We start from the raw sequence: 17859 nt of genomic DNA, 5'->3' as shown, positions 1-17859 counted from the left end.
CACGCGAACGTCGAGAAGCGAAGAGCCGACTGCGTTTTTCCGCGAGTCCAGTCGAAACGGACGGGTCCAACACGAACGATGCCTAGTGTCTTAACCGAAAGTACATCACCCGTCGAGCCCGAAGAGCCGACTATGAGCGAGACAGCGGGAGCGGGGAGTCTCCACGAGCGCGTCGAGACGTGGCTCACCGCCCAGATGCCCATTATCAGGAGCCACGGCGGCACCAGCGCCATCCGGAAGGCCGATCCCTCGGACGGCGAGGTCGTCGTCGAACTCGGCGGCGCGTGCTCGGGCTGTGGCATCAGCCCTCGGACCGCCCAGCGCATCAAGATGGATCTCGCCGCGGAGTTCGACGAGGTCGACGATGTGGTCGTCCGGTTCACCGACGGCGACGGCGGCGGCTGGGGCGGCGATCAGCCCGAGAGCTACATGGGCGTCGACCGCAACGAGGGCGGCCGCGGCGGCCGCGGCGAGGGCAGCCCGAACTCCGACTCCCACTTCTAGTCGTCGCTGACGGCGGCACGAACGCGTTCGGCGACCGAGAGCGCTTTCTCCGAGAGAGCCTCGCTGACCAGTCCCGCGTTCACGCACCCCTGAAGTTCGTCCTCGTCGACGACTTCGACCGTGCCGTCGGCGTGTTTCACGACATCGACGTGGAGGTCGACGTAGCGCACCGCGTCCGGGAACACCTCAACGGGCGTGGAGATGTTGAGGTACGTCCCCTTGACGTGGCCGTCCGTGCCCTTGTAGACGGTCGGATACCACCAGTTCCCTTCCGTGAACCGCGTGGTGGCGACGTCGCCGCGCTCGCGTTCGACGCCCAGCGCGTCGTAGGCGCCACCGGGACTCATCTCGCGGCGGACGGTGACGCGGCCGGCGTCGCGGTCGCGGTCCGTGACTTCGCCGCGGCCGATGGTGATGAGGCGGCCGTCGGGCTTGCCGTGCTCGATGGCGACGAGGTCGCCCTCGGTCGGCCCGAACTGGTCGGTGACCGCGCCGAACGGGAAGCCGTCCGTGCTCGCGCCGAGCGCCTCCGCGAAGTCGACCGCGCCGCTGGCGGCCTCGCTGCCGGCCTTGATGCGGTGGTGGCCGTCCATCGTCTCCGTGACGGTGCGGCGCGCGTCGTCGAGCGCGAACCGGGAGTCGCGACCGAACCACGTCCAGACGGTGCGCTCGGGCGCAACGACGCGGTAGGGCGCGGTGTCGCTCGGCGCTGGCGCGTCCGAAATCGCCTCCTCCAGGCGGTTCGCCAGCACGACGACGTCGTCGAGGCCGTCGCCGAGCGCGTCCATGCTCGCGCCGTCCGCGGCGTAGTGCCACTGGACGCCCCACTGGTCGGGGACGTCGGGCGTGAGCAGTTCGGTGGTGCGCGCGAGTTCGTGGTTCCGCGAGCCGTCCGGCGTCCCAGCGACGAGCGCGTCCACGCCGCGTTCGAGGCTCGCGAGCCCGCCGATGGCGTGCAGGTCCGTGCCGACGACCGGGCGGTCGTCGAGCCACCACGGGTTCGTGTCGTGAACCTGCACGCGGACGTGGTCGCCCTCTTCGACGTGCCGGTCGGCGGCGTCGAACGGCAGGTAGCCCTCGTGGTCGTCAGCGAGCGCGACGACCGCACCACCTCGGACGGTGCGCTCGACGACGCCGTTGAAGATGGCGCCGCGGGCCGCGCGGTCCGGCCAGACGAACGTGTCGATGCCGGTGTCCCCGACCACGTCCAGCACGTCGTCGGCAGCGTCGGGCTGCCCGGAGATGCCGACGCCCTGCCGGTCGGGCGTCATCCAGACGTCGACGTCGTATTCCTCGGTGTCGAAGTCGGCGTCGAAGCGCTCGCGAATCGGCGGTGACGCGTCCACCACGTCGAAGCCGGCGTCGAGCAGTCGGCGGGTGAGCGCGGTGCTGTAGATGCCGCGGACGCGAACCCGGGTCATTCGAGTTGTCTCCGTTCGCCGGCGAAGCGCACCCGGGCGTCGACGGTCGGCCCGAGCGTCAACTCCACCACCGTCGGCTCGCCGTCCGCTTCCTCCAGCACGCGCGCTCCCTCGACGTACGCGCCCCACGTCTCGAAGCGCACGAATCCGCGGATGTCTTCGCTGTGCGTGAACAGGTCGACGTAGTCGAAGTCGTGTTCGGGGTAGTCAGAGCGCGAGTGCGTGAGGTCCATGTCCGAGTAGACGACCGCGTGGCCCTCGAAGAAGGACTCGACACGGCGGGCGTCCTCCCGCGCCTGCTCGGCCACGTCGGCCTCGATTTCGGCGATGTCGTCCCGCGAGAGTCCGGCGTCCCGGAGCGCCGCCCGGGTCCGCTGGTCGAAGAGCATACCCGTCCTTCGACGCGCGGGGTTTTGAGCGTTGCCGCCTAGGCGAATGAATGACCGAGGGACCAACTGATGTCTGGAAAGCCCTCGGGCGGCTCGCGCACGCTGCACGACCCCTATCGCGAGCGCAGCGAGCGATATGTCGTGCAGCGAGCGAGTGAACGCGAGCCACCCTCGCCCTTTCATCCGCCAGGACAGCAGTGTCGTCGGCGCTGTCGCTGCCGGCCGTCGAATTCGCAGAAAACGTAGTACGGCGTCAGTCGTCGGCGGCGGCGGGCGTCGGTTCGGCGCTCGCGTCGGGTTCCTCGGCTTCGGCGTCGTCTCGTCGTTCCGATTCGGGTGCTGGGGGCGCGGAGTACAGCAGGCCGCGGCTGGGACTGTATGCCATACTCCTGCGGGAGCCCGCAAGCACCCATAAGGCTGCCCCTTAAGGTACATGGTAACATACAAGGGGCGAGACCTGGTTCCGCGAACACACTCAAGGGGGAGGCCAAGAAACGGGACGCCCATGTCGGCCGAACGAGACCCAGTCCAGCGCGCGAGCGAGGGCGGCGAAGACCTCTACGACGTGGCGACGTGGGAGCCACGCACGGCGCTCGACCGCTTCTCGTCGTGGCTGTACGGCGGCATCGTGACGAGCGCGCGGGCGGGCGTCGTCGCGCTCGCGGTGCTCATCGTCGTCGCGCAGTTCGCGGCCGCGCTCGGGCTGGTGTTCGTCGACAGGCCGGCCGTCGCGCTCTACGTCCTGCTGTCGGTGGTGCCGGCGCTGGCGATGGCGGGGTTCGTCTGGAAGGCGGACGCGACGAGACGCGAGCCAATCGAGTTGCTCGTGGTGACGTTCGCGTTCGGGTTCCTGTTCGCGGGGTTCGCCGCCATCCTGAACACCGTCTTCTCGGGGCTGTTCCTCGGGTCGGTGACGGCGGACGCGCCGCTGTGGATTGCCGTCTTGGCGCCCGCACTGTACTACTTCCTCATCGTCGGCCCGGTCGAGGAGACCGTGAAGTGGCTCGCGATTCGGCTGTACGCGTTCCGCAGCGACCGCTTCGACGCGGTCGTCGACGGCGCGGTGTACGGCGCGGTCGCCGGCCTCGGGTTCGCCACCATCGAGAACGCCATCTACATCGGCCGCGAGGTGGTGATGGCCGCCAGCGCCACGGGCGGCACCGCGGCCATCGACGTCGGCCTCCAGACGGCCGCGGTGCGCACGCTCGCGGGCCCCGGCCACGTCATCTACTCGGCGTTCGCGGGCTACTACCTCGGGCTCGCGAAATTCAACCCCGACGACGCCGGCCCCATCGTCGTGAAGGGGCTGGTCATCGCCGCGGTCATCCACGCGACGTACAACACGGTCGTGACGAACCTCGGCATCCTGACGGACACGCTCGGCGTCGCGCCCGGCCTCGCGTTCATCGGGTTCGTCGTCGTCTACGACGGCACGCTGTTCTACGTGCTCTACCGGAAGCTCGTCGCGTACCGCGCGGCGTACGAGCGCACGGGAGCCAGCATGTTCGAGGAATCTGAACCCGAGCGCGAGCGGGAAGACGTCGAGTTCCTCGTCAGCGACCTCGAATCAGAGAACGACCGTCAGTAGGTGTCGAGGCGTTCGACGTACTTCGCGACGACGTCGACTTCGACGTTCACGCGGTCGCCGGGCGCGCGCTCGGAGAGCGTCGTGAGGTCGTCGGTCGTCGGCACCACGGCGACCGAGAACGTCCCAGCCTGGTCGTCCACGCTCGCGACGGTGAGGCTGATGCCGTCGAGCGTAATCGAACCCTTCTGCGCGACGTACTGCTCGTGGCCCTCTGGGAGCGCGAACGTGTACGTCCAGTCCTCGCCGACTTCCTCGACAGCGACGACTTCCGTGGTGGTGTCGACGTGCCCCTGCACGATGTGGCCGTCGAGGCGGCCCTCGGCGGGGAGCGCGCGTTCGAGGTTGACCTCGTCGCCCTCGTGGACCGAATCTAAGGTGGTCGCTTCGAGGGTCTCCGTGGCGGTGAACGCCGTGAACCAACCGTCCCCGAACTCTTCGACGGTGAGGCAAACGCCGCCGACGCTGATGCTGTCGCCGTGGCCGAATCCGCGCAGGTCGTCGGTTGCGATACGGATGCGGCGGCCGTCGGGCTCGTCGGCGACGCGCTCGACGGTGCCCGTCTCCTCGATGATGCCGGTGAACACGCCGTCAAATTCGTGACTCGTAACAAAAACGCTGTGGGTTTCGGCACGGGCGGACGGTAGTGTTCAGATAAGCAGTTTCCAGCAGCAGAGTTGTGGGGAACAGCTGAAAGCCCTCGGCTGTCTCGGCTCCCGCGGCTCGCTGCGCGCGTTCGCTCCCGCTGGTCGCTCACGTGCTTGTGTCGCCGGGGTTCGCCGAGACGCCTCGCCCTTTCAATCCGCCGGAAATCTCCGATTTCCGAGGCCTCGGGAGAGCGTTGCTCTCCCGGCGACCGCCAGGATTACCGGCTGTATCGGCGAGCACATCAAGCCAGTTTCAGTCCTTATCTGAACACCGCCGGGCGGACGGGCTTATGTGCGCCGAGTGCCCACGAACAGCTATGAAGCTCCTCGACGCCGTCTCGCTGGCCGTCGCGGTGGCGTTCGCCGCGCCAGCCGCGCTGTTCGGCGTCGAAACGCTGCTCGCGGGCGACTCCACGGGCTGGGTGTTCCTCGGATTCGCCGCGGGCATCGTCGCCTTCGAGCAGTACGTGACGATGCCGACGGACGTGCCGATTCTCGCCGCGCAGAAGGCCACGGACGCGGTCGTCGAAGAGCCGGACGACGAGAATCAGTAGTCGGGCTTCGGGACGACCGAGCGCGGGAAGTCGCCGACTCGCTCGACGCCGTCGTCGGTGGCGACCCCGAGGTCCGCGACCCACACCGTCTTCTCGCCGTCCAGTTCCGCGCGCACCGTCAGCACCGCGCCCGGCTCGATGACGTCGTCGCCGGCGGGGAGTTCGCGGCGTTCGAGGCCGACGCCGTGAACAGTGCCAGTGCCGGCGGTCGGTTGGAAGCCGTACGAGCCGAGTTCTGCGGTGACTTCGTCGGCGGCTGCGTCGACGGTCGTCTCGCCGACGTCCACGATGTCGATGCCGGCGTCGACGGCGTACTCGCCGGCGAGCGTCGCGCGGCGCTCCCAGCCACCGTCGCTGTCCGCGACGAACGTGCGCGCGAGCCAGCCGTGGTAGCCGTCGATTTGTGGGGTGACGCGAATCGGGACGGGGTCGCTGGCGGCAATCGGCCCGTCTGCGGCGACGACGGTTTCGGGGTTCGCGCCGGCCTGCGCCATCGCCGCGTTCGCGATGCGGCGCACGCGCTCGGCAGTCACGTCGCCCGCGTCGTCCGCGAGCGGGTCGCCAGCAGCGTTGGCGAGGAGTGCGGCGGCAGCCGCCATCCCGTCCTCGGCGGCGGCCTGCGCGTCGCGCAGCGCGGCGAGTTCGCCGCCGGTCTTCCGCTCGCGCGCTCGCAGGTGGGCGTCCGTCGAAGAAACGTTCACGCCCGCGTTGTCGAGGTAGAGCGCGGCGTCGTGCGGGAGCGTCCGCGGCGCTAACACCGAGTCCCCGACGAGGCCGGGGAGGCGCTCGGCGGGCGTCGCCGCGGGGTCGAGGACGGTTGCGTCGTCGTGGACGGAGACGTAGTCGGGGAGCGGGCGCTCGGGGACGACGGCGACGCGGCCGGCGTAGACGACGGCCGCACGACACGGGAGAGCGGCATCGCTCAGGGCGCGAACGAGCGGGTCACCGGCCGGGCCGACGAAAACGAAGGCGTCAGCGCTCGCATCGGCGAGCGCGCTGTCGAGAACCGCGGGCCGCATTCACGGGAGGTGAACGGGGGTATCGGCTTCGAGGGCCTCGTCGAGGGACCGCCCGGTCTGCTCGCCGTACAACAGTACGTCGATGGGGAGCGTCGGCGCGCCGTTGATGAGGTTCTGGAGGAGCACGAGGCGTTCGCGGGCCCGGCTCATGCCGACGTAGAACACGCGGCGCTCGTTGTCCGTCAGAATCGGGACTGGACTGGTTTTCGAGGTGAACTCCATGTCCTCCGGCACGTCCTCGGGGTCGGCGGTCGCGGCCATCTGCTCGACGACCTTCTCGGTGAGGTCCGTCGAGACGAAGACGTGGTCGGCCTCGCGACCCTTCGCGGAGTGGATGGTGCCGACGCGCACGCGGTCGGGGTCCATGCCGCGGTAGTCGCCCTGGAAGTACGCGTCGATGCTGCGGCGCTGGTAGCGCGTGACCTTCCGGAGCATGTCCGCGGCGGCCGAGGGGCCGGGCACGAACGGCACGTAGTCGCGGATGAACTCCGCGGTGAACGTGAGCTCCGTGAGGTCGGTGTCCTCGCCCTGGGCCTCGTCGATGGCTTCCCGGAGGTCGTTGCGCTCGCGGGTGCCGAACGCCGAGTCCTGCAGCATGTCCATCAGGCGGCGGGCCTGCAGGCCGTCGACGGGGTCGTCGTTTTCGAGGGCTTCGACCGCGGAGATGTACTGCTGGAGGCGGTCCGTCCACAGCCGCTGGTCGGTCAGCGCCTTGAACGGGATGCCCTCGCCGATGAACTCGTCGACGAAGTCGAACAGCTGGTAGCGCGCGCGGAACAGCACCATCACGGTCTCGTCCTCGGAGCCCTCGACGGTGCGGCGGACGTTCCGCACGAGGTCCAGCATCGACGGGCTCTCGACGGCCTCGACGCTGCCGCCCTCCTTGCGGGGTTCGAGGTCCTTCTCCTGGCGGGTCTCGATGTGGCTAATCTCCTGTTGGACGATCTTCAGCACTTCAGAGGGCAGTCGGTAGGAGTTCGGGAGCACGACGTCGTCGGTGACCTTCGTGTTCAGGAGGAGTTCGGGGTCGGCGCCCTGCCACGCGTAGACGACCTGGTCGTCGTCGCCCGCGATGAGCACGCGCTCCATGTGCGGCCGCCACTCCTCGTAGACGTCGTACTGGAGGCTGGTGATGTCCTGGAACTCGTCGATGACGAGGTAGTCGACGTCGGGGAGCAGCGAGCGCTGCTGGACGCGTTCGAGCATGTCCGCGAACCCGACGAGCTCGTTCTCGCCCTTGTACGCGCGCCACGCCCGAATCGCCTCGGGGATGTCGTAGCGCTCGTCGCTGGACGGCCACGTCGGCGTGTACTTGTTGCCGACCTGCGCGTTCTCGTCGATCTCCGGCGGGAGCCGCACTTCCTCGTCGTTCCAGCGGAACGGGACGTCGTACCAGTCGGCGACGTCGCGGCTGGTTCGCTGGAGCCACTGGGAGGTCGCGATGACCTTGTTCCCGAGCGTGGTCGAGCGCGCGGTGCGCCGCGACCCCGAGGAGTACTCGTCCTCGAAGGGGATGCCGTACTCCTCGCAGAACTCCTCTTTGGCGTCCTCGCCGACAACGTCGCCACGCGACAGCCCGAGCAGTTCGTACGCTTTGGCGTGCATCGTGGCGACGTTCCCGCGCAGCGAGCGCGGGTTGATGTCGAGTCGCTCGGCGAGCCGTTCGCGGACCTCGGCCGCTGCGGCACGCGTGTACGAGACGACGAGAATGTCGCGTACGTCTACGCCGTCGTCCTCAAGAATTTCCTCGACGTGGTCGAGGAGCGCGGTCGTCTTCCCGCTCCCCGGACCACCGAACAGCCGCGTGACTTCCGGCTCCGAGTCCGTCATTAGACAACTAGAGGAACCGAAACGGTATAAACCGCTTGAAATTCTCCGCTACACAGACAGGACGGAGGAGCTACGTCCGGCGAGTAGACCTCGCCTCCCGTACTTCCGCGCCGTCGCGAATCTTGTCCTCGCAGTTGGGACACACGCGCGGGGCGCCTTGTTCGTTCGGCGTGAACACTCTCGCGTACGCGTCGGTCACGAACGACCCACAGTTCTGGCACTCCGGCATGACTTCACGCCAACCTTTCTCGGGGTTCGTCTTAGGTGTGCTGGCCGTCGAAGGAAGGGGCTGACCGACTACGCGGGCGACCAGCCACACACTGTACAGGTTCGCGCGTTGCCGTCGTGGAGCCCACCGCACTCCGGACACTGCTTCTTGTTGTAGCTCTCCTCCCACGTCTGTGTCTCGTGGCCGCGGTCTTCGAGGAATTCGTCCAGAAGCGAGTCGTCGTCCGGCGTCGATGCGCTCGACATGATACGTGGTACGCTATGTCATACCACCACTTGAATCTATCGAGGTGACAGCCACGGACAACGTCAGGTCTTCACGAGCACCTTGATGGCTTCGCGCTCGTCCATCGCGCGGTAGCCCTCGTCCACGTCGTCGAGGCCAACGGTCTTCGTGAAGATGGGCGACGGGTCCAGCGTTCCCTGCAAGACGTCGTCCATCAGTTCCTCCGCGTACGCACGCACCGGCGCGACGCCGCCGTTCAGCGTGATGTTGTCGCTGAACATCGTGAACACGTCCAGCCCTTCCTCGGTGACGCCGTACGGCACGCCGACGTAGCCGACCGTCCCGCCGGGCCGCGCGATGGCGATGGCCGTGTCCATCGCGGACGCCGCACCGACGCACTCCATGACGTGGTTCGCGCCGCCGTGCGTGAGTTCCGTCGCACGCTCGATGGCCTCCTCGCCCCGGGCGGCGATGGTGTCCGTCGCGCCGAACTCCTCGGCGAGTTCGAGGCGTTCCTCGTGGTGGCCCATCGCGATGATGCGCTCGGCGCCGAGGCGCTGGGCGGCGAGCACGCCACAGAGCCCGACTGCGCCGTCTCCGATGACGACGGCGGTGTCGCCCTCGCCGACGCCCGCGCTGACCGCGGCGTGGTGGCCCGTCCCCATCACGTCCGTCAGCGGCAGCAGCGCTTCGAGCGTCTCCTCGTCGTCGGCGTAGCGGTCCGGCACCCGGACGAGCGTGCCGTCCGCGTACGGGCACTTCACGTACTCGCCCTGCCCGCCGCCGTTCTCGCCGCTCCACGACTCCTCGGCCACGCAGGACGTGTACAGGCCCTTCCGGCAGAACTCGCACTCCCCGCAGCTAATCGCGAACGGCGCGAGCACGCGGTCGCCGGGCTCGACGGAGGTCACGTCGTCGCCGACAGCTTCGACGATGCCCATCGGCTCGTGGCCGACGCGCGACCCCTCCTCGCGGTCGCTCTCCCCGCGGTAGAACCAGAGGTCCGACCCGCAGACGGCGGTGTGTGTGACGCGGACGACGGCGTCGCTTGGCGACTCGACTTCGGGCTTCGGGACGTCCTCGACGGTGATGTCGCCGGGACCCTGGTAGGTTGCTGCACGCATGGCTACGACTGAGTGCGGAGCGCGGAAAAAGCCACCCGGCCGGCGACGGTCTCGCCGGAATCGGCGCTCGTCACAGGCGCGGCGAGTGCCGCTACAGGTCGTACAGCTCGGTGTACTTCTCGGTGACGTAGTCCACGAAGTGGTCGGCGTTGTACGCCTCGCCGGTCGCCTCCTCGACGAGTTCGGGCGTGGTGTACTTCGCGCCGTGCTGGTGGACGTTCTCTTCGAGCCAGTCGGCGATGACGTCGAAGTTCCCGTTCCGGACTTTCTCGTCGACGTCGCCGACGTCGGCTTCGAGGGCGTCGTAAATCTGGGCAGCGAGCACGCTCCCCAGCGAGTACGTCGGGAAGTAACCGAACGAGCCGTGGCTCCAGTGGATGTCCTGCAGGCAGCCCTCCGCGTCCGTCTCCGGGCGGACGCCGAGGTACTCCTCGTACTTGTCGTTCCAGCGCTCGGGCACGTCCTCGACGTCGAGGTCGCCCTCGATGAGTTCGCGCTCGATTTCGAAGCGCACGATGATATGCATGTGGTAGGTGAGTTCGTCCGCCTCGACCCGGATGAGGTTGTCCTCGTACACCTCGTTGGCGGCCTCGTAGGCCTCCTCCGGCGTGGCGTCCTCGATTTGCGGGAAGCGCTCCTTCATCGCAGGCAGGAACTTCTCCCAGAAGACGCGGGAGCGTCCGACGTGGTTCTCCCAGAGGCGGCTCTGTGACTCGTGAACGGTGAGGTCGCGGGACTCGCCGAGCGGATTCCCGTACTCCTCGCGGGGGAGGCCGAGCGTGTAGCGGGCGTGCCCGAACTCGTGAATCGTGCTCATCAGGGCGTCCACGGGGTCGTCCTCGCTGAACCGCGTGGTGACGCGGGCGTCGAACTGGTTGCCCGTCGAGAACGGGTGCGGCGCGGTGTCGAGGCGGCCGTGCTCGAAGTCGTAGCCGAGCGTGTCGAGCACGTCCCGCGCCAGTTCCTCCTGCGTGTCGACGTCGAACTCGCTCTGGAAGGGGTCGGCGAGTTCGACGTCGCTCTCGCGAACGTCCTCGATGAGCGGGACGAGTTCCTCACGGAGGCGTTCGAGCACGCGCTCGGCGGTGTCGAGGTCGAGGTACGGCTCGTAGTCCGCGAACAACACCTCGTAGGCGTCGGCGTCGGGGTCGATGTGCTCGGCGTACTCCTTCTTGAGTTCCACGAGGTCTTCGAGAATCGACGCGAACACCGAGAAGTCGTCCGCTTCCTTCGCTTCTTTCCACTTCGGGAGCGCCTCGGAGGTCGTCTCCGAAATTTCCGCGACGAGCTCGCTGGGCACGCGGTCGGCGCGCTCGTACTCGCGTCGAATCTCGCGGACGACGGCGGCCTGCTCGTCGTCGAGGTCCGCATCCTCGAGTTCGTCCAGCCATTCGCCGACCTTGTCCTCGGTGAGCAGGTCGTGGGAGAGTTCGGAGAGCGCGGACTTCTGCTTCGAGCGGGCGGGCGTGCCGCCCTCCGGCATCATCACTTCCTGGTCCCAGGAGAGCAGGCTGTTGGCGTCGTTGACGTTCGAAATCTGTTCGTAGTGGTCGAGGAGCGCCGCGTAGGCGTCGGGCGTCTCCTCGGAGGCCTGCGTCGACATACCCTAGGCGTACGCGGCGTGGCCTATCAGGATTGCCCTCCCGGAGCTGCGTGGTCTCCCTGCGGTCTACCACGCTCCCGCGACGTCTGCATACACCCGACGACACCGCGCGAGCACGTCCAACGAGACGCTCTCGTCGGCCGTGTGCGCCTCGCCCGGTTCGGCCGGCCCGCAGATTAGACACGTCGTCCCTGCGGCCGCGAGCCAGCCCGCGTCCGTCGCGTGGGGCTTGGCGACGTGCTCGCCAGCGCCATCCTGTACGGTCTGCACGACGTCGAGCACGCTGTCGGCGAACCCGGGGTCGTCGCAGGCCATCGGCGGGAGGTCCTGGTCCACCGTCCACGAGACGCCGTCGACGGCTTCGACGCGTTCGAGGTCCGCGCGCTCGCCCGGGACCGCACGCTCGTCGACCGTGACCTCGCAGGACTCGGGAATCACGTTCCACGCCGTTCCGCCCTCGATTTCCGTGACTGCAAGACTCCCCGCAAGGTGCTGGCCGAGCACGTCGGCGTCGGGCGCGTCGAGGTCGCGGAGCACGTCCACCGCGTCGCAGGCACGGTAGACAGCGTTCTTCCCCGATTCGACCTCGCTGGCGTGCGCGGCCTCGCCGGCCGCCGTGACGGTGCTCGCGCGGCGGCCCTTGTGCGCGACCGCGACGTCCAGCACGCCGGGCGCGGAGTACCCCGTCGACCCCTCGCCGACGACGGCGTAGTCGGGTGCGAACCCCTCGTCGATGGCCTGCTGGACGCCCACGCCGCCCAACTCCTCGCCGACGAACGACGCGAACGCGAGCGGGCCGTCGGGGTCGGCGTCCCGGAACGCCAGCAGCATCGCCGCGACCGCTCCCTTCATGTCCGCCGTGCCGCGGCCGTAGAGGCGGCCCTCGTCCTCGAAAATCACGTAGTCGCCAGCGGCGGTTTCACCGCCTCCGTCTCGTTGCGACTCCGTCGCGACGCCGTCTTCCATCTGTGATTCGTCCGGCGGCACGACGTCGTGGTGGCCGACGAGCGCGAGACTGTCGCCGTCGGCCTCGGGGTTGCGCCACGCGAGGACGTTCCCGACGTCGTCGCGCTCCACGTCGGCGTCGGTCTCCTCGCGGAGCCACGACGCGATGGCGTCGCCGGCGGCGGTCTCGTCGTCGTGGCTCGGAATCGAGACGAGGCATTCGGTGAGGTCGCGGAGTTCGCCCATCACGCGGCCCGACGCGTTCGAGGGGTTAGTCGGCTTCGGCGGGAGCGAGATTCCCGAGAATCACGGCCCGCACGGGGACGGCAGCGGGCCGAGGCAAGTACCCTTATCAGTACGCCGCGACTACGCCGAGGTAACATGAACATCGTGCCCGACACGAGCGTCGTCGTCGACGGCCGCATCTCTCAGCGGGTCGAGGACGGCGAGTACGACGGCGACACCGTCTACATTCCGGAGGCGGTCGTCGGCGAGGTCGAAGCGCAGGCGAACAGCGGCCGACAGACCGGGTGGGACGCCCTGGAGGAGCTCCAGCGGCTCGTCGAACTCGCGGACGACGGCAAAATCAGCATCAAGTACGTCGGCGAGCGCGCCGGCGAGGAGGACATCCAGCGGGCGGCGGCGGGCGCCATCGACGCCATCATCCGGGACGTAGCGATGGCCCACGACGCGCGCCTGCTCACCAGCGACATCGTGCAGGCCGAGGTCGCAAAGGGGAAGGGCATCGACGTGGAGTACCTCGAACCGCTCGAGCGCGAACTCGGCGAGCTCGGCCTGGAGCAGTACTTCGACGAGCTCACGATGAGCGTCCACCTCAAAGAGGAGATGGTGCCGATGGTCAAGCGCGGCGAGGTCGGCGAAATCGAATACCAGCCCGCAAGCGAGGAGGAAATCGACCGCGAGACCGTCGAGGAGTACGCCAACGAAGTGATTACGACCGCGAAGCGCGCCGACGACGCGTTCGTGGAGCTCTCCGAGGAGGGGATGACCATCGCGCAGGTGCGGGACATGCGCATCGCCATCTCGCGGCCGCCGTTCTCGGAGGCCGTCGAAATCACCGCCGTGCGCCCCATCGTGAAGACGACGATGGAGGACTACGAGCACGCCGACGAGCTCCGCGAGCGGCTGCTCGAACGGGACCGCGGCGTGCTCATCGCGGGCGCGCCGGGTGCCGGGAAGTCGACGTTCGCGCAGGCCGTCGCGGAGTTCCTCTCCGAGCACGACAACGTCGTGAAGACGATGGAGAAGCCCCGCGACCTGCAGGTCGGCAAGGAGGTCACCCAGTACACGGAACTGGGCGGCGAGATGTCCAAGACCGCCGACTCCCTGCTGATGGTGCGGCCGGACTACACCATCTACGACGAGGTCCGGAAGACCGACGACTTCGAGGTGTTCGCGGACATGCGCCTTGCTGGCGTCGGCATGGTCGGCGTCGTGCACGCCACCCGCCCCATCGACGCGCTCCAGCGGCTCGTCGGCCGCGTCGAACTCGGCATGATTCCGCAAATCGTGGACACCGTCGTCTACATCGAGGAGGGCGACGTGGAGACCGTCTACGACGTGACGACGGAGGTGAAGGTGCCGGAGGGGCTCATGGAGGAGGACCTCGCGCGCCCGGTCATCCAGGTCAAGGACTTCGCGACCGGGACGCCCGCCTACGAGATTTACACGTTCAACCGCCAGGTCGTCACGGTCCCCCTCGAGGAGACCGAGGAGGCCCCCGAATCCGGCGTGGACAAACTCGCGAAACAGGAGGTCGAACGCGAGATTCAGTCCGCGACCCGCGGCCCCGTCGAGGTGGACATCCGCGGCCCGAACGAGGCCGTGGTGTACGTCTCCGAGGACGAAATCAGCCACGTCATCGGGAAGGGCGGCGGCCGTATCTCGGACATCGAGGACCGCCTCGGCATCAACATCGACGTGCGCACGCTCGGCGAACGCACCACCGAGACCTCGGGCGGCGGGAGCAACGAACAGGAGGCCGGCCAAATCGTGACCCCGGAGGTCACGTCCCGGCACATCATCCTGCCGCTGTCCGGCGACCGCGCGGGCGAGACCGTCGAAGTGCAGGCCGACGGCGAGTATCTGTTCACGGCGACGGTCGGCCGCGGCGGCGACATCCAGGTCTCGCGGGGGTCGGCCATCGCTGAGGAACTAGAGCGCGCCATCGACCGCGAGCGGACGATTACGGTCGTGCCGAACGAGTGACTTCGCTGGGGCCATCCACTGAAAGCACTTACCGATCCGCCCAGTCGATAACGCCATGCAACGCCGCGAGGTTCTCGCCGCTGCTGCCAGTCTCTCCACGGTAGTCGTCGCTGGCTGTACCAGTGGGGACGACGCGACAACCAGTACGACGGGGCGGTCGGCGAGCGGGACGACAACGGATTCGACTACTCACGCGACCACCGCGGCTCCCGTGGACAGCGACGTCTGGATCGACCGCTCGTTCACCTACCTGTACGCCGGCGCGCACTACAACGCCTACACGGTGACCGGCGACGGTCCCGTCTTCGTGTTCGCGCTCGTCGGTGACGGTGAGCCACCGTCGCTCGTACTCGACGGAGAGTCTCACGAGCCAGCCGACGAGCTTCCGGGCAGCACGGGAGCCGATGCTGTCTTCTCCCGGCGGGACACCGACGACCGCAGGGTGGTGTCCTACGAACTACCGGAGCCCGTCGACGCCGCGAGCGGGTCGGACGGGGACGCCGCGCTCGATGCCGAACAGCTGGCGTTCCTCTCGGACCCACCCGAGTTCTCGGTGACCGACGTGGCAGCCCCGGAGTCCGTGCAGTCCGGTAGCCACACCACGGTCACGGTGACCGTCAAGAACAGCGGTGGCAGCCCTGGGACATTCCGGGCAGCGGCGACCTCAGAATCCATCAGCGGGTGGGGGCTAGAGGCCGTCACGGTCCAACCGGACGCGACCGGTCGACTGGAACTGCGGGTTCCAATCTACGGCGAGAACGAGGAGCGCGTGAACTACACCTGGGGCAGCGACGGCGGTAGTCGAACCATACAGGTCGAGAAGTAGGCCGCTTCGTGGGCGTGAATCAGGCGGCTTCGGCGTCGGCGTCCGCAGCCGCGTCCTCGCTTTCCTTCTCGCGAGTCAACTGGTAGAGGCTCTGGCGAGCGTCGGCGAAGTAGATGTCCTCGTCGACGACGCCGCGGTCTTCGAGCCGTTCGAGCGCGTACCGGACGGTGCGCGCGGAGAGCATGGTTTCCTCGACGATTCGCTTCTGCGTGAGGGGGCCGTCGTACTCGAGCACCTTGTAGACGAGCTTGGCACTCGGCGGGAGGCCCTCCAGCACACTGTCGTCTTCAGCCATCATTACGTTTCGAAACACTCCACGAGCTTAAAAGTGCGGGAGACGCTCCCACGGACCACCGACGGCGGAAGCGGCCGTGCTGCAAGCGAACACCTTTTGACCGCGGCTCCCGGACGTGTGGGTATGACAGAAACCGTGGACCCGACGGCTGCCCACCGGCGCAGCCTGAAGGTGACCACAATCGCCACCCTCGGCGGCGTCGTCGCGGCGTTCGCCTCGGAGGCGGTCGTCGCCGACGCGACCAGCCGCACGGGGCTGCTCGTGTTGCTCGCCGTGGTCGCCGTCGAACTCGGGCTGATGCGCGTCGCCGGCGTCGACGTCACCGACTTCTCGGCGAAAGACCACCTCTACGTCGGCTTCATGTCGTTCGCCCTCTGGTTCATCACGTGGGGCGTACTGCTCTCCGAAGGCATCACCTTCTAACGATGGCCGAGGACAGCATCGCGGTCGTGGACCTGGACAGGTGCCAGCCCGACCGTTGTAACTACGAGTGCTCGAACTACTGCCCGCCCAACCGGACGGGCAAGGAGTGCATCACGCTCCGCGGGGAGGAGGCCGAGGACGGCGACCCCGACCAGATTCGTATCTCCGAGGAAATCTGTCTCGGGGAGACCTGCGGCATCTGCGTCGAGAAGTGTCCCTTCGACGCCATCGAAATCATCAACCTCCCGCAGGAGCTCGAGGACGAGCCCACCCACCGCTACGGCGAGAACGCGTTCTCGCTGTACGGCCTCCCGGTCCCCGAGTCCGGGAAGGTCACGGGCCTGCTCGGCCCGAACGGCATCGGGAAGTCCACCGCGGTGAAGATTCTCGCCGGCGAAATCACGCCGAACCTCGGCCGCCACGAGGACGAACCGTCGTGGGACGAGGTCGTCGACGAGTACCGCGGCACGGAACTCCAGGACTACCTCGAAGCCGTCCGCGCCGGCGACATCGAGGTCGCGCGCAAACCCCAGTACGTCGACCAGATTCCCGACCAGTTCGACGGCACCACCCGGGAACTGCTCGAACGCACGGACGAGCGCGGCGTCCTCGATGACCTGGTCGACCGGCTCTCGATTCGCCCGGTCATCGACCAGTCCATCGACTCGCTCTCGGGCGGCGAGCTCCAGCGAGTCGCGCTCGCGGCGACGCTCGCCCGCGACGCGGACTTCTACTTCGTGGACGAGCTCACGCCGTACCTCGACATCGGCCAGCGCGTCACCGCGGCGCGCATCGTCCGCGAACTCGCCGAAGAAGAGGACAAGGCCGTGCTCGTCGTCGAGCACGACCTCGCCGTGCTGGACCTGCTCGCGGACTCCATCCACGTCGCGTACGGTGAACCCTCGGTGTACGGCGTCGTCACGCCGCCGAAGAGCGTGCGCAACGGCATCAACGAGTACCTGAAGGGGTACCTCGACAACGAGAACATGCGCATCCGGCCGGAGGCCATCACGTTCGAGGAGCACGCGCCACGGGAGGCCTCCCGCGAGGAGACGCTGGTCTCCTATCCGGACCTCACGAAGTCCTACGGCGAGGGCGAGTTCACGCTCACGGTCGACGGCGGCGACATCCACAGCAACGAAGTGCTGGGTGTCGTCGGCCCGAACGGCATCGGGAAGTCCACGTTCGCCCAACTGCTCGCGGGCGACCTCGACCCGACGACCGTCGACGGCGAGGCGGGCGCGGACCTCGACGTCGGCCTGGACATCGCGTACAAGCCCCAGTACGTCGAGGCCGACCAGCACATCCGCGTGGACGCGTTCCTCTCCTCGATTACCGACGACTTCGGCACGAGCTACTGGAACACGGAAATCGGCGACCCGCTCCAACTGGACCCGATTCTCGAACAGAACCTCACGGACCTCTCCGGCGGGGAGCGCCAGCGCGTCGCCATCGCCGCGACGCTCTCGAAGGACGCCGACCTCTACCTGCTGGACGAGCCGAGCGCGCACCTCGACGTCGAGCAGCGCGTGCTCGCGACCCGCGCCATCCGGCGGTTCGCGGAGAACCGCGAGACCACCGTGATGGTCATCGACCACGACATCTATATGATCGACCTCGTGAGCGACCGCCTGATGGTGTTCGACGGCGAGCCCGCCGAACACGGCCGCGCGTCCACGCCGCAGCCGATGCGCTCGGGCATGAACGAGTTCCTCGCGAACCTCGACGTCACCTTCCGCCGCGACGAGAACCTCGGCCGCCCGCGCATCAACAAGCCCGGCAGCCAACTCGACAAGCAACAGAAGCGCGAAGGCGAATACTACTACACCACCGAGTAGCGCGCCGGCGCGCCGCTTGCGGTTTTTTGGAGCAGGTTTTTGCGCGAGTCGTCGCCGCGCGCAGTTCGTCCCCGATAGGATTCGACGAGTGCTCACGCGCTGAGTCGCCTGTTCGGGCCGGACAGCCGCTTAACCCGACTTAATCGGCGTTAATTGTACGGAAGTCGCGTGCA

At 68.0% G+C, this 17859-nt stretch carries 19 protein-coding genes; 7 read left to right on the top strand and 12 right to left on the bottom strand.

Going from position 1 to position 17859, the window contains the following annotated elements:
* The first annotated feature begins 132 nt into the window (after window positions 1–132).
* On the top strand, window positions 133–504 hold the full coding sequence (locus LT974_RS00825; protein WP_232588703.1) for a NifU family protein: 372 nt from the start codon (window positions 133–135) through the stop codon (window positions 502–504).
* Here LT974_RS00825 and LT974_RS00820 read toward each other — a convergent pair.
* From LT974_RS00820 to LT974_RS17710, 3 genes are all read right to left on the bottom strand, one after another.
* Window positions 501–1925 (bottom strand): DUF402 domain-containing protein, encoded by a 1425-nt coding sequence (locus LT974_RS00820; RefSeq protein WP_232588701.1) that lies wholly within the window; start codon window positions 1923–1925, stop codon window positions 501–503. The genes LT974_RS00825 and LT974_RS00820 overlap by 4 nt on opposite strands.
* The gene (locus tag LT974_RS00815) at window positions 1922–2314 is read right to left on the bottom strand and encodes a DUF7532 family protein (protein WP_232588700.1); all 393 of its coding nucleotides are present in this window, start codon (window positions 2312–2314) and stop codon (window positions 1922–1924) included. The genes LT974_RS00820 and LT974_RS00815 overlap by 4 nt, the downstream gene beginning before the upstream one ends.
* Window positions 2315–2567: 253 nt before the next feature.
* On the bottom strand, window positions 2568–2699 hold the full coding sequence (locus LT974_RS17710) for a hypothetical protein (RefSeq protein ID WP_269785422.1): 132 nt from the start codon (window positions 2697–2699) through the stop codon (window positions 2568–2570).
* Window positions 2700–2819: 120 nt separating this feature from the next.
* Here LT974_RS17710 and LT974_RS00810 point away from each other — a divergent pair, with 120 nt between their 5' ends.
* Window positions 2820–3902: a PrsW family intramembrane metalloprotease gene (locus LT974_RS00810; protein ID WP_232588697.1), complete on the top strand. Its 1083-nt coding sequence runs from the start codon at window positions 2820–2822 to the stop codon at window positions 3900–3902.
* On the opposite strand, the gene LT974_RS00805 is transcribed toward LT974_RS00810, so the two are convergent.
* A complete protein-coding gene (locus LT974_RS00805; protein WP_232588694.1) occupies window positions 3896–4486 on the bottom strand; it encodes a riboflavin synthase in 591 nt (196 codons plus the stop codon). The two genes, LT974_RS00810 and LT974_RS00805, sit on opposite strands and share 7 nt — an antisense overlap.
* Before the next feature lie 377 nt (window positions 4487–4863).
* Between LT974_RS00805 and LT974_RS00800 the strand changes: the two genes are divergently transcribed.
* Window positions 4864–5100 (top strand): DUF7533 family protein, encoded by a 237-nt coding sequence (locus LT974_RS00800; RefSeq protein WP_232588692.1) that lies wholly within the window; start codon window positions 4864–4866, stop codon window positions 5098–5100.
* Here LT974_RS00800 and LT974_RS00795 read toward each other — a convergent pair.
* The 7 genes from LT974_RS00795 to LT974_RS00770 form a co-directional block, all read right to left on the bottom strand.
* Window positions 5094–6119 (bottom strand): M24 family metallopeptidase, encoded by a 1026-nt coding sequence (locus tag LT974_RS00795; protein ID WP_232588691.1) that lies wholly within the window; start codon window positions 6117–6119, stop codon window positions 5094–5096. The two genes, LT974_RS00800 and LT974_RS00795, sit on opposite strands and share 7 nt — an antisense overlap.
* Window positions 6120–7949: a UvrD-helicase domain-containing protein gene (locus LT974_RS00790; RefSeq protein WP_232588688.1), complete on the bottom strand. Its 1830-nt coding sequence runs from the start codon at window positions 7947–7949 to the stop codon at window positions 6120–6122. It abuts the gene before it with no gap.
* Window positions 7950–8019: 70 nt separating this feature from the next.
* Window positions 8020–8178 (bottom strand): DUF7563 family protein, encoded by a 159-nt coding sequence (locus LT974_RS18005; RefSeq protein WP_169793378.1) that lies wholly within the window; start codon window positions 8176–8178, stop codon window positions 8020–8022.
* A 68-nt stretch (window positions 8179–8246) separates the two neighbouring features.
* Window positions 8247–8423, bottom strand: coding sequence for an HVO_0416 family zinc finger protein (locus LT974_RS00785; RefSeq protein ID WP_169793377.1), 177 nt, complete (start codon window positions 8421–8423; stop codon window positions 8247–8249).
* A gap of 63 nt (window positions 8424–8486) precedes the next feature.
* Window positions 8487–9527, bottom strand: a complete 1041-nt coding sequence (locus LT974_RS00780) for a zinc-dependent alcohol dehydrogenase family protein (RefSeq protein ID WP_232588685.1) — start codon at window positions 9525–9527, stop codon at window positions 8487–8489.
* A gap of 91 nt (window positions 9528–9618) precedes the next feature.
* Window positions 9619–11130, bottom strand: a complete 1512-nt coding sequence (locus LT974_RS00775) for a carboxypeptidase M32 (RefSeq protein ID WP_232588682.1) — start codon at window positions 11128–11130, stop codon at window positions 9619–9621.
* A gap of 66 nt (window positions 11131–11196) precedes the next feature.
* Window positions 11197–12321 (bottom strand): M20 family metallopeptidase, encoded by a 1125-nt coding sequence (locus LT974_RS00770; RefSeq protein WP_232588679.1) that lies wholly within the window; start codon window positions 12319–12321, stop codon window positions 11197–11199.
* A gap of 135 nt (window positions 12322–12456) precedes the next feature.
* Here LT974_RS00770 and LT974_RS00765 point away from each other — a divergent pair, with 135 nt between their 5' ends.
* The gene (locus tag LT974_RS00765; protein WP_232588676.1) at window positions 12457–14304 is read left to right on the top strand and encodes a PINc/VapC family ATPase; all 1848 of its coding nucleotides are present in this window, start codon (window positions 12457–12459) and stop codon (window positions 14302–14304) included.
* Window positions 14305–14359: 55 nt separating this feature from the next.
* Window positions 14360–15130, top strand: coding sequence for a hypothetical protein (locus LT974_RS00760; RefSeq protein ID WP_232588674.1), 771 nt, complete (start codon window positions 14360–14362; stop codon window positions 15128–15130).
* Window positions 15131–15149: 19 nt separating this feature from the next.
* On the opposite strand, the gene LT974_RS00755 is transcribed toward LT974_RS00760, so the two are convergent.
* Complete coding sequence (locus tag LT974_RS00755; protein WP_232588672.1) at window positions 15150–15428, bottom strand: MarR family transcriptional regulator; 279 nt, start codon at window positions 15426–15428, stop codon at window positions 15150–15152.
* Window positions 15429–15548: 120 nt separating this feature from the next.
* On the opposite strand from LT974_RS00755, the gene LT974_RS00750 reads away from it, so the two are divergent.
* Together LT974_RS00750 and LT974_RS00745 are read left to right on the top strand one after the other, a co-directional pair.
* Window positions 15549–15848 carry an EMC6-like membrane protein gene (locus tag LT974_RS00750; RefSeq protein ID WP_232588669.1) on the top strand — a complete coding sequence of 100 codons (300 nt, stop codon included), beginning with the start codon at window positions 15549–15551 and terminating at the stop codon, window positions 15846–15848.
* Between the two features lie 2 nt (window positions 15849–15850).
* The gene (locus tag LT974_RS00745; RefSeq protein ID WP_232588667.1) at window positions 15851–17686 is read left to right on the top strand and encodes a ribosome biogenesis/translation initiation ATPase RLI; all 1836 of its coding nucleotides are present in this window, start codon (window positions 15851–15853) and stop codon (window positions 17684–17686) included.
* Window positions 17687–17859 lie beyond the last annotated feature (173 nt).

The organism is Halobacterium noricense (assembly GCF_021233435.1).
Classification (GTDB): Archaea; Halobacteriota; Halobacteria; order Halobacteriales; family Halobacteriaceae; genus Halobacterium; species Halobacterium noricense.
The sequence above is the reverse complement of the archived record's forward strand: the minus strand, read 5'-3'. Positions and strand labels throughout refer to the sequence as shown.

Bases quoted from the DNA above. Each gene is read 5' to 3' on its own strand.
- LT974_RS00775 (WP_232588682.1), bottom strand. From the start codon at position 11,130: ATGTCGACGCAGGCCTCCGAGGAGACGCCCGACGCCTACGCGGCGCTC.
- LT974_RS00800 (WP_232588692.1), top strand. From the start codon at position 4,864: ATGAAGCTCCTCGACGCCGTCTCGCTGGCCGTCGCGGTGGCGTTCGCC.
- LT974_RS00820 (WP_232588701.1), bottom strand. From the start codon at position 1,925: ATGACCCGGGTTCGCGTCCGCGGCATCTACAGCACCGCGCTCACCCGC.
- LT974_RS00790 (WP_232588688.1), bottom strand. From the start codon at position 7,949: ATGACGGACTCGGAGCCGGAAGTCACGCGGCTGTTCGGTGGTCCGGGG.
- LT974_RS00760 (WP_232588674.1), top strand. From the start codon at position 14,360: ATGCAACGCCGCGAGGTTCTCGCCGCTGCTGCCAGTCTCTCCACGGTA.
- LT974_RS00780 (WP_232588685.1), bottom strand. From the start codon at position 9,527: ATGCGTGCAGCAACCTACCAGGGTCCCGGCGACATCACCGTCGAGGAC.
- LT974_RS00815 (WP_232588700.1), bottom strand. From the start codon at position 2,314: ATGCTCTTCGACCAGCGGACCCGGGCGGCGCTCCGGGACGCCGGACTC.
- LT974_RS00770 (WP_232588679.1), bottom strand. From the start codon at position 12,321: ATGGGCGAACTCCGCGACCTCACCGAATGCCTCGTCTCGATTCCGAGC.
- LT974_RS00745 (WP_232588667.1), top strand. From the start codon at position 15,851: ATGGCCGAGGACAGCATCGCGGTCGTGGACCTGGACAGGTGCCAGCCC.
- LT974_RS00750 (WP_232588669.1), top strand. From the start codon at position 15,549: ATGACAGAAACCGTGGACCCGACGGCTGCCCACCGGCGCAGCCTGAAG.
- LT974_RS18005 (WP_169793378.1), bottom strand. From the start codon at position 8,178: ATGCCGGAGTGCCAGAACTGTGGGTCGTTCGTGACCGACGCGTACGCG.
- LT974_RS00785 (WP_169793377.1), bottom strand. From the start codon at position 8,423: ATGTCGAGCGCATCGACGCCGGACGACGACTCGCTTCTGGACGAATTC.
- LT974_RS17710 (WP_269785422.1), bottom strand. From the start codon at position 2,699: ATGGCATACAGTCCCAGCCGCGGCCTGCTGTACTCCGCGCCCCCAGCA.
- LT974_RS00765 (WP_232588676.1), top strand. From the start codon at position 12,457: ATGAACATCGTGCCCGACACGAGCGTCGTCGTCGACGGCCGCATCTCT.
- LT974_RS00755 (WP_232588672.1), bottom strand. From the start codon at position 15,428: ATGATGGCTGAAGACGACAGTGTGCTGGAGGGCCTCCCGCCGAGTGCC.
- LT974_RS00825 (WP_232588703.1), top strand. From the start codon at position 133: ATGAGCGAGACAGCGGGAGCGGGGAGTCTCCACGAGCGCGTCGAGACG.
- LT974_RS00795 (WP_232588691.1), bottom strand. From the start codon at position 6,119: ATGCGGCCCGCGGTTCTCGACAGCGCGCTCGCCGATGCGAGCGCTGAC.
- LT974_RS00810 (WP_232588697.1), top strand. From the start codon at position 2,820: ATGTCGGCCGAACGAGACCCAGTCCAGCGCGCGAGCGAGGGCGGCGAA.